The organism is Stenotrophomonas sp. PvP093 (assembly GCF_017876915.1).
Taxonomy (GTDB): domain Bacteria; phylum Pseudomonadota; class Gammaproteobacteria; order Xanthomonadales; family Xanthomonadaceae; genus Stenotrophomonas; species Stenotrophomonas muris.
Genome location: NZ_JAGIOX010000004.1, coordinates 2,750,731 through 2,765,000, shown reverse-complemented (window position 1 = coordinate 2,765,000; position 14,270 = coordinate 2,750,731). Strand labels below are relative to the sequence as shown.

Here is a 14,270-nt window from a genome sequence, read left to right as displayed (position 1 = left end):
CCTGGTAGGTGCCAACCTTGGTTGGCACACATCCATCGGGGCCATCGGCCCATCTGGGGTGCCGGTGCCGGACGGATCGTGCCAACCAAGGTTGGCACCTACCAAAGGCGGTTCCGTGGGGGTTCCCAGGCGGCGCGTGGCCCCGGTCCGTCGCCCTGAACCAATCGCCGCCGGCGCGACACTGCGTCGCATCTACCCCCTGCCACGCGGCACGAAAACAGGGTAAAATGTCGCGCTTCCCCACATCTCGGGTATGCCGATGCTGCGCATCCAGGCTGAAGCACTCACTTACGACGACGTCTCGCTCGTCCCCGCCCACTCGACCATCCTGCCCAAGGACGTCAACCTCGAAACGCGGTTGACCCGAGACCTGAAGCTGAAGCTTCCGATCCTGTCCGCAGCCATGGATACCGTCACCGAGGCCCGCCTGGCCATCGCCATGGCTCAGCTCGGCGGCATGGGCATCATCCACAAGAATCTCAGCCTGGAACAGCAGGCCGCAGAAGTGGCCAAGGTCAAGAAGTTCGAGGCCGGTGTCATCCGCGACCCGATCACCGTCGGCCCGGAAACCACCATCCGCGACGTGCTGGCCCTGACCCAGGCGCACAACATCTCCGGCGTGCCGGTGGTGGGCAGCGACGGCCAGCTGGCCGGCATCGTGACCCACCGCGACATGCGCTTCGAGACCGAGCTGGACGATCCGGTCCGCCACATCATGACCAAGAAGGATCGCCTGATCACGGTCAAGGAAGGCGCCGCCTCCGACGAAGTGCTGCAGCTGCTGCACCGCAACCGCATCGAGAAGGTGCTGGTGGTCAATGACTCGTTCGAACTGCGTGGCCTGATCACCGTCAAGGACATCCAGAAGAACACCGACTTCCCGAACGCTGCCAAGGATCTGTCGACCCGCCTGCTGGTCGGCGCTGCCGTCGGCGTGGGTGGCGATACCGATCGCCGCGTGGAAGCGCTGGTCGCCGCCGGCGTGGACGTGATCGTGGTCGATACCGCGCACGGCCACTCGCAGGGCGTGCTGGACCGCGTCAGCTGGGTCAAGAAGAACTTCCCGAACGTGCAGGTCATCGGTGGCAACATCTGCACCGGCGAAGCCGCACTGGCGCTGCTGGACAGCGGCGCGGACGCGGTCAAGGTCGGCATCGGCCCGGGCTCGATCTGCACCACCCGCGTGGTTGCCGGCGTCGGCGTGCCGCAGGTCACCGCGATTGATCTGGTGGCCGAAGCGCTGCAGGACCGCATCCCGCTGATCGCCGACGGTGGCATCCGCTACTCCGGCGACATCGGCAAGGCGCTGGCCGCCGGTGCCTCGACCATCATGGTCGGCGGCCTGCTGGCCGGTACCGAGGAATCGCCGGGCGAGACCGAGCTGTACCAGGGCCGTTCGTACAAGAGCTACCGCGGCATGGGTTCGCTGGCTGCCATGGAGAAGGGGTCGAAGGACCGTTACTTCCAGGACGCCGCCACCGCCGACAAGCTGGTGCCGGAAGGCATCGAAGGTCGCGTGCCGTACCGCGGCCCGGTGGGCGGCATCATCCACCAGCTGATGGGCGGCCTGCGCGCCACCATGGGCTACGTGGGCTGCGCCACCATCGAAGACATGCGCAGCAAGCCCAAGTTCGTGAAGATCAGCGGCGCCGGCCAGCGTGAGAGCCACGTCCACGACGTGACGATCACCAAAGAGCCGCCGAACTACCGCGCCTGACGCGGGCCGAGCAAAGAGGAACGGGGAAGCACTTCCCGTTCCTCTTTCTCCATCTGCCGCCGTAAATCTGATTTCGTTTTCCCTACTGCATTGCCGGGGCGCCATGACCAACATCCATAACGACAAGATCCTCATCCTCGATTTCGGCGCGCAGTACACGCAGCTGATCGCCCGCCGCATCCGCGAGCTGGGCGTCTACTGCGAAATCTGGGCGTGGGACCACAACCCGGCCGAGATCGCAGCGTTCGGCGCCAAGGGCATCATCCTGTCCGGTGGCCCGGAATCGACCACGCTGCCGGGTGCGCCGGCCGCGCCGCAGGAAGTGTTCGACAGCGGTCTGCCGATCTTCGGCATCTGCTACGGCATGCAGACCCTGGCCGCGCAGCTGGGCGGTGCCACCGAAGCGGCTGACCAGCGCGAGTTCGGCCACGCCGAAGTGAACGTCATCAACCCCGATGCACTGTTCAAGGGCCTGAGCGACCACGGCGGCGAGCCGAAGCTGAATGTCTGGATGAGCCACGGCGACCACGTCTCCGTTGCGCCACCGGGCTTCACCATCACCGCCACCACCGACCGCATTCCGGTGGCCGCCATGGCCAACGAAGAAAAGCGCTGGTACGGCGTGCAGTTCCACCCGGAAGTGACCCACACCCTGCAGGGCCAGGCGCTGCTGCGCCGCTTCGTGGTGGACGTGTGCGGCTGCCAGACCCTGTGGACCGCCGCCAACATCATCGACGACCAGATCGCCCGCGTGCGCGAACAGGTGGGCGATGACGAGGTGATCCTGGGCCTGTCCGGCGGCGTCGATTCGTCGGTTGTGGCCGCGCTGCTGCACAAGGCCATCGGCGAGAAGCTGACCTGCGTGTTCGTGGATACCGGCCTGCTGCGCTGGCAGGAAGGCGACCAGGTGATGGCGATGTTCGCCGAGCACATGGGCGTGAAGGTGGTGCGCGTGAACGCCGCCGACCGTTACTTTGCCGCGCTGGAAGGCGTGAGCGACCCGGAAGCCAAGCGCAAGATCATCGGCAACCTGTTCGTTGAGATCTTCGACGAAGAGTCGAACAAGCTGAAGAACGCCAAATGGCTGGCGCAGGGCACCATCTACCCGGACGTGATCGAGTCGGCCGGCAGCAAGACCGGCAAGGCGCATGTGATCAAGAGCCACCACAACGTGGGTGGCCTGCCGGAGCATATGAAGCTGGGCCTGGTGGAGCCGCTGCGCGAGCTGTTCAAGGACGAAGTGCGCCGCCTGGGCGTTGAGCTGGGCCTGCCGCGCACCATGGTCTACCGCCATCCGTTCCCGGGCCCGGGCCTGGGCGTGCGTATCCTGGGCGAAGTGAAGCGCGAATACGCCGAGCTGCTGGCCAAGGCCGATGCCATCTTCATTGATGAGCTGCGCAAGGCTGACCTGTACGACAAGACCAGCCAGGCGTTCGCCGTGTTCCTGCCGGTGAAGTCGGTGGGCGTGGTGGGCGATGCGCGTGCGTATGAGTGGGTGATTGCGCTAAGGGCCGTGGAGACGATTGACTTCATGACCGCGCATTGGGCGCATCTGCCGTATGAGTTCCTGGGGACGGTGAGCAACCGGATCATCAATGAGTTGCGGGGGGTGTCACGGGTTGTCTATGACATCTCGGGGAAGCCGCCGGCTACTATTGAGTGGGAGTGAAATCAGGTCCTTCGAGGACTATCGCCTAGTATCGAAAAACTGCCGTAACGTGTTGATTTAAAAGTAAATACGTCACGGCAGCTATCAGTGGCTATCGCCGGCCAGCGGAACAGGTTGGCGGGAATACTGGCGGTAAGAACCGAAGGCCGGATTAAGACCCTTCCGTTCACTATTGAGACCAAACCGGTCTTTGACGGTAAAAGTCTTCTCTGGAAAGCTGATTTCATGCGGCTTTCCGGGCATCAGCAGGTCTCCTGACCCCTGACGGTAAAAGCCGTCGCCAACAGGAGGAAAACCTCGATGCTTACCGACACTGCACTGCGTAATTTGAAGCCTAAGTCCTTGACTTATAAGGCTCTGACCGGGATGGGATGTACGTGACGGTATCGCCCACCGGTACCGTCACCTTCCGCTACGATTGGCTGCAAGCCAAAGGCACTATTCGCTGGCCAAGGACGTTTTCGGAGTGGCGCGGGTGGCCTTGCAGGTCAACGTTGCGAAGGAGGGGCGGCGCGTGCCGCGCTCGGCGTCCAAGGCGCTGGAAGCCTTGGTTGGATGACGCAGGTACAACAAGCTGACCATGAGTGACGACGATACCGGCACAACTCCGATAGAGATCGACAAAGTTCGAGCCTCAAAGGCGGGCCATGCCTTTCATGAAGCTTGGGCCGCGCGCACCGCTCTTGAACTCCTGCCGCCGTCGACCGACCTTACTGCGATCACGCTCGAGGGCTTCGATGAACGAGACGAACAGAGCTTGGGAACGGGTGCGGTCGAGATTGCCGATCTTGTCCGGTACCACGGCGCTACCGATGTTGCCCGGGCGCATCGAGTCACGGTCGTTCAATTCAAGTATTCGATCGCAAGCGCCGCCATGGCAGTGCGAGCTGCTGACCTGGCATCAACTCTTACCAAGTTTGCCGTGACCGATGCTGAGCTTCGAGCAACGCATGGCGATGATCATGTTCTCACCGTGGTCCGGTATGAATTTGCTACGAACAGGCCTATCCACGAGAACTTGGGGAAGGCGATCGCGGCGGTTGTCGCAGGCACGCAAGAAGCCGGTGATGTCGCCCGCCAAGCAGGCCAGATCAGTGACGCTCTGAAAGAGTATCCCCATCCCTTTGCAGACCTACTGCGGCGATTGGAAATGGTCGGTAGCAAGGGAAGCTTGATAGAGGCTGAGCGTGCGATCTCAACGACGCTCGCCGCATGGAGCGAACCAGGGGACCCGGATGCGGAGAAACGCCTGCTCAAGTTGCGGAATCTCATCAGGATCAAGGCCGGTCCCGGTAGTGAGGCGGACAAACGAGTTGATCGGGTAGCCGTATTGGCCGAGCTGGAGGTAGAGCACGAGGACCGCCTGTATCCCACGCCCGATGCGTTCCCCGAGGTTGAGATAGTCATTCAGCGTGACGTCCTTGGCGACATTGCAACCCTGGCCCGCGAAGCTGGTCTTCCTCTCGTGGTCCATGCTGCGGGCGGGATGGGCAAGACTGTCTTGATGCAAGGCCTCGCCGATCGATTGCGAGCCGATGGTCCCGTTGTGCTCTTCGATGGCTTCGGTGCCGGTCGCTGGCGGGATCCTGCCGACGGTCGGCACCTCCCGGAAAGGACGCTTGTCCACCTTGCCAATCTCATGGCGGGGCAAGGCCTGTGCGATATTCTGTTGCCAGTGGCGGACGTCACGGGCTTGCTGAGGGCGTTCCGCCGGCGGCTCGCCCAATCGGTGGAGACTGCTCGGCGAACTCGCAGCGATGCATGTGTTTCATTGGTGCTCGACGCAATCGACCACGCCGGACTTGCCGCGCGGGAAACCGCGACCTCGTCGTTCGCACACCTTCTCATGCGCAGCATCAGCGTCGATCCAATCGACGGCGTTCGCATCGTCGCATCGTGCCGGACTGAACGGCTCGCACTGGCAACCGGCGATGCCTCGCACCGTCCGTTCACGGTTCCACTGTTCACTGACGTGGAAGTACGTTCCCTCGTCGAGCAGCGCGTGGCGGATGCTTCGGCCGACGAGATCGCCGCTCTGCTGACACGGTCAGGCCGCAACCCACGCTGTCTCGACAACCTGATTACGACCGGACGACCGTTTGATCCCGTGTCTTTCCCTGACGCTCCGGGAGAGCCGCAAGATCTGCTCGACGCGCTGCTTCGCAAGCGTCTCACCGAAGCGCGCGAAACTGCACGCGCCCGCGGTGCAAGCGATGCGGACATCGACCTCCTGCTCACAGGCATCGCCATACTGGCGCCCCCAGTTCCAATTGAAGAGCTTGCTGCGGCACATGGTTTGATCGCGGAGCAGGTTGAAAGCTTCGCGGCCGACCTCGCCCCCTTGCTAGAGCGAACGCCTCACGGCCTGATGTTCCGCGATGAGCCGACCGAGACCCTGATCCGATCGAGCTATGGCGCGAGCCAGGCCGGTCGAGATCGCGTTATCGCCGCTCTCCAAGAGCGTCAGCTCACCTCAAACTATGCAGCCCGGGCGCTGCCAGCCTTGCTCACCTCGCTACGCGATGCCGATCAGCTCATCCAGCTGGCCTACGATTTGCGTGTTCCCCGAGGCGCTTCACAGGTAAGCGCACGCGACATCCGTCTATCGCGAATTACTGCCGCGATAGCACTGGTGGGAGAACTGAAGCGGCGCGACGATCTTCTGCGCCTGCTGCTGGAAGCGTCGCTCGTTGCCGCGGGCCATGAGCGATCCGACCGCTTCCTCTACGAGCACCCAGATCTCACCGCAGTGGCGGGTGACCCCGAAGCTTTGCGACGGCTTTCCGCGACCAATGTTGGCTGGCCAGGGGGGAAACACGCCGCGCTTGCACTAGCGAACGCCTTCGCCGGGGACCGAGACGAGGCCCGTCGCCACGCCCGGCGATCAATCGATTGGCACAATTGGGCCGCGCATACCAAACGCAGCGCTCGCTTTCGCGAATCGAGCACCTCAAGGCAGTGGGACGATATTGGCTTCGCCTATGTCGAGATGCTGGCGGGCAATGACGTGCGCGTTGCGGAGTTCTTCGCCCGTCGAGAAGACGATGTGGCCTTTACCAAGTTTCGGGACTTGTTCGATCTTTTGGATCGACACCAGCATTCGGCGCATCCGCCAAAGAAGCGCATCGCAACGCGGCTCTTGCGTTGTCGACTGCCATCTCGCGCACTCTACGCCGCTGCGCTTCCATTTTTTGGTCATGACCCATCCCACGCCAGAAGGCTTGTCGCGGCCCTTGCGGCCGCAGCTTCTGCGAAGGGAAAGAGCGAAGGCTTGGCGATGGCCAGCGTGCTGGCATCAGCGCTGGCGATAGAACTCGGCATGGAGAGAGAGGCGGCAAGCATCCTCGCTGGAACTGCATTTACATCGCCAAGCGTCTATGACTATTCCAGTCAGTATCCGAGCGACCGTGCGATCCACGTGGCCGTACTGGCCGCCGGTGTTCGAGCCGCCTTGAGTCGGAAGCGTGCCGCCTTGATTGACATAGCGCCGGCGGAATTCATCGGATTGGTGCCTGCAAGTGCCCGATCGCGGGGCGCAGCGACCTTCAGTCGAGTGCTTAACCAGAAGCTGGCGGCGCCGAAGTTCGATGGGACTCGGCGCCGACGGAAGAGGCATGGTGGACTCGATGAGGAGAAGCGATCGAAGTATTCGCGCGCGCTTGCCAGCCGGATCTTGCCGATGCTGAGCTATGCACAGGATGTCGCCGACATCATTCGCCTGCCCAAGGGAAAGACGCGGGACGAAGTGGTGGTCACAGCCTTTGACCGGCTTGTCCGTGATGTTGAGCAGTCATCCAACTATCCGTGCCGGGACGGGAAGGCGTATCTCGCGCGAAACGGTTTCCGAGTGATTTTCGATCTTGCTGATGCGTTAGGTGCGTTCAATGCCTCGCTTGCGAAGCGCATGGCCGAGTGGGCGGCGAGTGCGCCAGGCCTATTCACGCCGGAGCTGACCAATGCGGTTGCTCGACTGTCGCGCACCCCCCAGTGCCACGATGCTGCGCTCCTTCTTGCCGGCCATATCGAGCGCAAGATTCAACTCGATACCGATGTCGGATCCAGAATCTCATCCTACGGTGATCTCGCTCGCGCAGCCTGGCGAGTAAGCACTGAAGAGGCTTCAGCGTATTTTCGCCGTGCGCTCGATCTTGCCGAGGCAATTGGATCGGATGACTTCGATCGCACCAACCACTTGCTGGAGCTGACCGGTCACTATTCGGGGCCCGAACTTTCGCCGGCAGCGGCGCACACCCTGGCGCGTATCCTTGAACTAAATCAGAACGAGGATGGCAAATTTGCCTGGACTGAGTACGCGAAAACGATGGTGCCGATTGCGGGGCGGGCGACGTTGGCTACGCTGGCACGGCTGGACGATCGTGACGCTGCTCGGCTCGGACTGTCATTCGGCCCAGCATTGACCGTCCTTGTTCGTGATTCGAAGCTTTCTGTTGAAGCCGCCGTTGCTCTATTTGGTTTGGCTGCTCCCGTCGAAACGTGGACGTGGCACATCTCGGGCTTCGCGTCAGAGGTCATTTGCCGTCTACCTCAGGAGCGATGGGAATGGTTCTTCGACATCCTTTTGGTCGAAATCGATCGCGAGGATCAGCTGTCTCCCGCACGGGAGACGATCGAACGGCTACATGACCTCGCTGAGCGCAGTCTCCCTGCCGCTTCTGATGCTCGAACACGAATCGAGGGCTTGCTCGCTCGCCTTGGACCCCAATCCGAATCGCGAACGGTCACGCCTCCGTCGACCGCGTCGGAGCAACCGTCGGTCTTCCCGGTGGACCTCACGGACTCAGACGACATTGACCGTCAGATCCTCAGCGAGGAGATTGGCCAGTCAGGGCGGCCCTGGCCGGTTCGGATACTGATCGATTTGGCCAAGCGAGCAAACTCTCCCGCCGAGCGCCTTGGGTTCGTGCGCGCGGTCGTTGAATCAACGGCTGCCACGCTTGCCGACAAAATCCACGCGCTGGACGACTACTTGGAGGAATGGGGTAGGTCGTCGGCGGCAATGCGCGATGCTCTGCCTGAGTTGGGGCTGCGCTTGGCCACCAAGCACGCCGCCGAACTTGCCAGTTCAAGCACTGACGCGTGGGGTGGCTGGCGGGGGCTGGAGCAGCATTTTCATGCCGACCGCGCGGCCCTCGTCGAGTACGTAATTGCAGCGCTTCGGAGCACCGCGAACAGTCTTGGCGGCAATGCCTGGCTCGCACTCGCCGCGAAATTGGCGTCTGACGTCAGTGCCGGCGCCATTGCCGAAGGCCTCGAACGGTTTCTGGCGAACACAGATGAGAAGCTGCCGCCCGAAGTTGGGGACGGACCGTGGGACACGCGTTTTACGATTCCGTCCGACGAGGCGACATTCGTGGCGGGGCTCGTGTGGGCGAGACTCGGCCATCCCGTCGCAGCAATGCGCTGGCGTGCCGCCCATGCGGTGCGGCGATTGGTGGCGGCCGGACGGTCTGATGTCATTGAACGACTGATCGAACGTTTTGGGGCTGCTTCGAGCTTACCTTTCGGCGATGCGAAGCTACCTTTCTACGTAATGCATGCACAGCTCTGGCTGTTGATAGCGTTCGCGCGCGTGGCGAAAGACGCTGCTACCGCATTTAATCCCCATCGCGCGTTCTTTGAGAGGATCGCCTTTTCCGCTGAGTTTCCGCACGTCGTCATGCGTGCGTTCGCAGTAGACATACTTCGTGAACTCGCGGATGCCCTCGCACCCGAAGAGCGCGAGGCGCTTCTTGCTAAGCTTGGCCCGGCAAACCAGTCGCCCTTCCCATCGGTTCCTCGAGCCGACTACCGCGAGTTCCGACATGCCCGCAGGCCAGACGCCTCGCCGCAATCAGAGGACGGTTTCCATCTCGACTACGACTTCAACAAATATCAGGTCGAGCGCTTGTGCCATGTCTTCGCTTGCCCAGGCTGGGAGGTGAATGACCGCATCAGCGCTTGGGTGCGGCGGTGGGACACGACCGTTCGAGGAATGCACGATTGCCCACGTAGCAGAAGCAACGACACATCTTGGTCCTCGGGATATGTTCCTGACCAAGATCGGTACGGGGGATATCTCGGATGGCATGCGCTCATGCTTGTTGCCGGCGAGTTGCTGGCGACACGGGCAGTTGTCGCCGAAGGCTGGAGCGGTGATGTTTGGGCTGCGTTCCTGGGGGCATACACGCTTTCAAGGAACGACGGTCTATGGCTTGCCGATCTCACCGATCCGTTTCCGCTCGACCTTACCAAGGTGGCGGACATGCCTATGCCGGAGAGCGGAGATAGAGGCACTGTCCGCGAAGACAGCAATTTGCTGGCTCCATTGCTCGGCTTGCAAGCCGGCAAGGTGGCGACGGATTGGCTCCCGGTCGCAGGACGTTGGTCGATCGGGCGCGACACAACTGTCACGCTTCAAAGCGTACTGGCGAATGCCGGCAATGCGCGAGCGGTAGTCATGGCCGTGCTGTCAGCTGAAGCATTCTTTAGATGGTTGCCTGACGATGAAGATGAGATTGCCCGGCACTTCGGCGGCGATGGTCACACGGTTCAGCCATTGGCCGCAAAGACTCAGAACACCGAGCGCCACCTCGATCAGTATGATCCTTATGGTGCCGCCACCGCACTCGACAGGCCTTTCCCATCGGATTGGACGCGAGACCTGCTGGGGACTGTAGCGGATGATGAGGTGATCCGCCGTTGGTCAATCGGCGGGAGAACAGCGTATCGCGCCGAAGCCTGGGGTGCTGAGGGCGGACGGGGCGAGTACGCCTGGAGCGAGACTGGATGCCGCTTATTCGTCAGTCGTGGCGCATTGCGTTCCCTGCTCAAGGTATCCGAGCGTAGTCTTGTTGTTGCGCTCACGCTCCAGAAATACCATAGAGGGAAGTCGAGCGGACGCGTCGGGGACACGAGCGGCTTTACCCATCGATCGCTGGTGGTCGTCGTCGATGAACGCGGCCACATTTGGTCTCCGCGAGGACTCTCTCGACAAGCCAAGCAAGCTCTTGCGACGCTCGACCCTGATCGGCGTCACGATTTCTATCCGCGGTTTCGCGCGATCGCGGGCTTGGCCGATGAATGGCTATCTCGGCGCAACGATCCACCGATTAGTGAGGAACTGTATCGAATAGTCATCGAGCGCTTATCGTCCGAATAAGGGGACGGCCTCACTCCTCATGCGAGCTCGCCCGGACAGGACGGGCTTTTCGTAGGTGGACATCCGGCTTTGAAATGCCGCTGCGTGGGGTTTGCTTGCGCTCCTCGATCCACGCTTCGACTTCGACCAAGTCCCATACCACGCAGCGCGGTGTCAGGTTGAAGCGACGTGGGAACTCGCCGCGGCGCTCCATTTCGTAGATCGTTGTTTCGGCCAAGGGGACGATTTGCCGCAACTCCTGGCGGCGGATGGTGCGCCGGAAGGGTAAAACACTGCGTTTTGGAAACTGCGGTAGCTCGTCGTAGGCGTCCGAGCCGGGCAGGGGAACGGTTACGGGGTGCTTAGGCTCCTTGGAGCCGTTGTCTCGGCTGATGAGCTGTGACGGGTTATTCTCCATGTCGCACTCCATAAGTGTTCGGCGCTGCCAGGCTCACTACCGCACGATGTAATGGTGGCTTTCATTGGCTATCGCGGAAACTCGTTGCAGCGTAGGGGAGCGTATTCAAGAACAGCATTCACGTGAAAAGGGCAGGGTATGGCGACGGTGACGGTTTCTCCGGTTCATTTCGAGGACTACAGTGGCATCCACGTTGCCGAGTACCTCACCACCTCACCACCTTGCCGCCGCGCGCGGTGCTGGTCGAACGATTGCACCAGGCGGCCCAGCGCGCGCAATTCCAGATTCAGCAGCACGCGCGGGACTGAGCTAAGAAGGCCGCCGGCTTCGCAAGCGTCAGGCGGGAAACAACACCTCAAGGCGTCCTGCCATCCACTCAAACGCTTCCCGAGGTGTTTCATGCGCTGGTGGCACGGTCGCTGGGTCAAGAACGGCCTTAAACAGATAGAGCGCATTCTCCAACCCCGCGCTTCGTTCTCCCGCCTCGAAGTGCGCCACGACCTCCCTGAACCGAAGGATGGTCCGGGGATGCGTCGTACCCGGCCCCTTCTTTTCCGACTCGCACACGAACAGCCATGTCAGCGCGACCGCGATCATGAGGACACGGAACTCCCGTTGGAGTCCTTGACCCGCATTGTCCAGAATCCACTCCGTTGCAAAAGCATCTGCCCCGTGCTCTTGGCGCAGAGAAATGCTGCTGGGGACAAACTTCTGATCGCCGCGGTGAACGTGCCCGATCTCGTGCAGGAGTATCCAGCTCAGTGCGCCCAAGTAGACGTTGTTGATCCGCCATTCAACAGAGTCCTCCGACGGCGCGTTGGTTGGCCTTTTCAGGTTGCTTGGCCACGGACGATCGGCATGGACCAGTGAGCGAGCAAATGCGATGTACTCTTCGAGGTGATGTGCTGCGAAGTACTGTCCAATGTCTATGCACGCATCCTTGTCATAGTCCACGGCACGCTGAAGCCGTGAGGCGAAGTCCATGACATGGAACGCCACGTAGGAGATGCACCACAAGCTCGCTTGCCCCGCGCCGGTGAGGTAGATGGCCTTGTCTTCCGGTATGGCGAAGAACTGTGCGGGTTGGTTGCTCCGCTCAATCGCCCATGTGTCCGCACCAATGACCTCCGAGGTCAACTCTGCACCTCGTTCTGGCGCAATGTTGAGTGGCGTCCGTTGGGCAATCTTGAATAGCCACTCCATCGCCTCCCATGTTGTGGTGTTTGTCATCGTTGAATCTCCGTCTTTCCTGTAGATATTGATATTCGATTTGGTCCTGCGCATCGGCATGACCGATAGTACTCAACGCCGATGGCCACCAATATGGCGGCGCTTCGATGCTGAGTTAAATTGCTCATTTCAAGAGGGCTGGAATGAACTATTAACTCTTAGAGGATTCAGCGTGGCGCGGTCCTCTCATGCTGACGATGCAGCGTGCCATCGTGGCCGATTTCAACGAGACGGATTGGCATGAACTTGGCTATCTGACACGATTCCACGACTACATTTGTGGGCATGCCCGGCTGCTGCGAAGTTTGGGGTTCGGGGACGATGACTACGGTGCTTGTGTCTTTCAGGCACTTGAGCATTTTGCGAACAACGACATCCGGGCCTTGGTTGCCGTCGTAGATCATCCCAAGGTCCGCCCGCATCTTGAACGGGAACAAGCAGCCAAGCTCATTGAGCTGGGATGCCAAGCGGGTCATGTTCCCGCTGTGCTATCGACAATCTCAGCCTCGGAGGTTGTGCGTCGCGCGCTGCAAGATGCCGATCACTTGCTTGCTACATCGGGGGCACCGAGTGCGATTGATCGGCTTCACACCGCCATGCACGGATACCTAAAGTCCACTTGCCAGGACTGCGCGATCTCGCTTCCCGAAGGGGCGACGCTCACGCAAGCCTATAAGGCGCTTCGTGCTCACCATCCCGCATTGCAGTCATTGGGGGAGCACGACGGTGAGATCGGCAGAGTGCTGGGATCATTTGCATCTGTTCTCGATGCGCTCAACACCCTCCGCAATCACGAAAGCGTCGCCCATCCCAACGAAGACATCGTTGAGCGAGCCGAGGGTGAGCTGGTGGTCAATGCCGTCCGAACGATTTTTCACTACTTGAGCCAGAAGATCCGTTCATAGGAGCTGCATGCCGGCACCCTTATGCAACTTCAGTCCCTTGGGCCTGCGCGTTGCGCTTGTCACAGAGGTGGCGGTGCGCAAGGTGGAGTGTGAGCGGCTTCACGTCCCCTTCACCTTATCACGGCGTGCTTTGCCGTCAAGGGCTGCGCGTGCCTCGCACGCTTGCGGCCTGTCGGCCGTCCTCGACCCCTGACGGCTTGCGCTGCGCCGTGCTGGCGACGGTTCCGGGTCACTCCGCCCGTGCAGCCGGAGAGCCCATGAACACACTCGTCACCAACGAACAACGCTTCGTTCTACCTCAGCATTGAGCCTTGAGGTTAGATCGAGCTGCTTTCGGCTCCGTTGCGCCCACGCTGAAGGAGGCGCTTCACACAGGCTTCGCCCACCAGCTCGTCGGGGCCAAGACCCAAGGCACAGTTCGCCAATGAGGCCAGTGTCCGGTCAGTGAGCTTGAACTCCCTCGGCAGTTGGCCGTAGTTCTCCGCGCTGTTTTCCTCGATCGAGGCGAACAGTGCCTTGAAGAAGTCGGCCTTGGAGGGACGGGTCGCCGCAGTCGCGGCGGCCGTCAGTGGGTCTGTGGCAGCCATCTCCGCCACCTCCGCATCCGATGCCAGTGCGCGCATGAAGTCGCCCAACGAGGGCCAATACTTCATATCGAACTGGCCTCGGAGAGCATCCAGTTTCTCTTGGACGTATGACTGGGACAGGTAGTTGTTCTGGGATGCTGCTTCGATCACGTCGCCAACGTGATAGTGGGTTTCGCTGCTGAAGCCCGAGGTGTCGTGCAGATCGGAGCGCTGATCTAGCAGTTCTGCCAGCTCGGCCGCTTTCCGCGCGATTTGCTCATTGACGTTGGCCAGGTCGCTACGTGCAGCGCGTGCCTCCTGCATCTTCTGCGGATTCCAGAAGGCGGCGGTGCTCAGCACGAGGCCAAGAAACACTTGGAGTGCCGGCGGACGTGGGTGGAGTTTTTCGTGCAATTTATCGTAAGCGTCTTTCAATTCGACGCCACGCGCCAGCAGTCGTTCCGCGACCGCGTTCTCGCTGGGCAAGATGTGGTGCTCGATGTTGTACCGCTTCCCCTCCAATAGGAGGTTTTCACAGACGCGCTGCGGATTCATGGTTTGAGGCGAACTCACGGCCTGTCCTTAATCTTTTAGACGCTTCACAGCGTATTGAACCCTGCCGCATTT

General features: G+C 61.2%; 8 protein-coding genes and 2 pseudogenes. 6 read left to right on the top strand and 4 right to left on the bottom strand.

Features of this window, described 5'->3' with window-relative positions; genetic code table 11:
• Positions 1 to 259: 259 nt before the first annotated feature.
• Both guaB and guaA read left to right on the top strand, forming a co-directional pair.
• Positions 260 to 1,717, top strand: a complete 1,458-nt coding sequence (gene guaB / locus J3A72_RS15225) for an IMP dehydrogenase (RefSeq protein ID WP_005416248.1) — start codon at positions 260 to 262, stop codon at positions 1,715 to 1,717.
• 103 nt (positions 1,718 to 1,820) lie between these two features.
• Positions 1,821 to 3,386 carry a glutamine-hydrolyzing GMP synthase gene (guaA, locus tag J3A72_RS15220; RefSeq protein ID WP_005413109.1) on the top strand — a complete coding sequence of 522 codons (1,566 nt, stop codon included), beginning with the start codon at positions 1,821 to 1,823 and terminating at the stop codon, positions 3,384 to 3,386.
• Between the two features lie 84 nt (positions 3,387 to 3,470).
• On the opposite strand, the gene J3A72_RS15215 is transcribed toward guaA, so the two are convergent.
• Positions 3,471 to 3,629: a hypothetical protein gene (locus J3A72_RS15215; protein ID WP_172617740.1), complete on the bottom strand. Its 159-nt coding sequence runs from the start codon at positions 3,627 to 3,629 to the stop codon at positions 3,471 to 3,473.
• Positions 3,630 to 3,686: 57 nt separating this feature from the next.
• On the opposite strand from J3A72_RS15215, the pseudogene J3A72_RS23110 reads away from it, so the two are divergent.
• Positions 3,687 to 3,808, top strand: a pseudogene (locus tag J3A72_RS23110) (Arm DNA-binding domain-containing protein); the annotation flags it as partial.
• A gap of 158 nt (positions 3,809 to 3,966) precedes the next feature.
• Complete coding sequence (locus J3A72_RS15210; protein ID WP_075076766.1) at positions 3,967 to 10,545, top strand: hypothetical protein; 6,579 nt, start codon at positions 3,967 to 3,969, stop codon at positions 10,543 to 10,545.
• Positions 10,546 to 10,555: 10 nt separating this feature from the next.
• Here the strand turns inward: J3A72_RS15210 and J3A72_RS15205 are convergent, their stop codons facing one another.
• Positions 10,556 to 10,942 (bottom strand): AlpA family phage regulatory protein, encoded by a 387-nt coding sequence (locus tag J3A72_RS15205; RefSeq protein WP_140222863.1) that lies wholly within the window; start codon positions 10,940 to 10,942, stop codon positions 10,556 to 10,558.
• Between the two features lie 174 nt (positions 10,943 to 11,116).
• Here J3A72_RS15205 and J3A72_RS23180 point away from each other — a divergent pair.
• Positions 11,117 to 11,250: pseudogene (locus tag J3A72_RS23180) on the top strand (DUF1016 domain-containing protein); the annotation flags it as partial.
• Between the two features lie 28 nt (positions 11,251 to 11,278).
• Here the strand turns inward: J3A72_RS23180 and J3A72_RS15200 are convergent.
• Positions 11,279 to 12,172 (bottom strand): phage exclusion protein Lit family protein, encoded by an 894-nt coding sequence (locus J3A72_RS15200; RefSeq protein WP_075076768.1) that lies wholly within the window; start codon positions 12,170 to 12,172, stop codon positions 11,279 to 11,281.
• A gap of 188 nt (positions 12,173 to 12,360) precedes the next feature.
• On the opposite strand from J3A72_RS15200, the gene J3A72_RS15195 reads away from it, so the two are divergent.
• Positions 12,361 to 13,077, top strand: coding sequence for an abortive infection family protein (locus J3A72_RS15195; RefSeq protein ID WP_075076769.1), 717 nt, complete (start codon positions 12,361 to 12,363; stop codon positions 13,075 to 13,077).
• Positions 13,078 to 13,394: 317 nt separating this feature from the next.
• Here the strand turns inward: J3A72_RS15195 and J3A72_RS15190 are convergent, their stop codons facing one another.
• Positions 13,395 to 14,216, bottom strand: a complete 822-nt coding sequence (locus J3A72_RS15190) for a hypothetical protein (RefSeq protein WP_075076770.1) — start codon at positions 14,214 to 14,216, stop codon at positions 13,395 to 13,397.
• Positions 14,217 to 14,270: the final 54 nt, after the last annotated feature.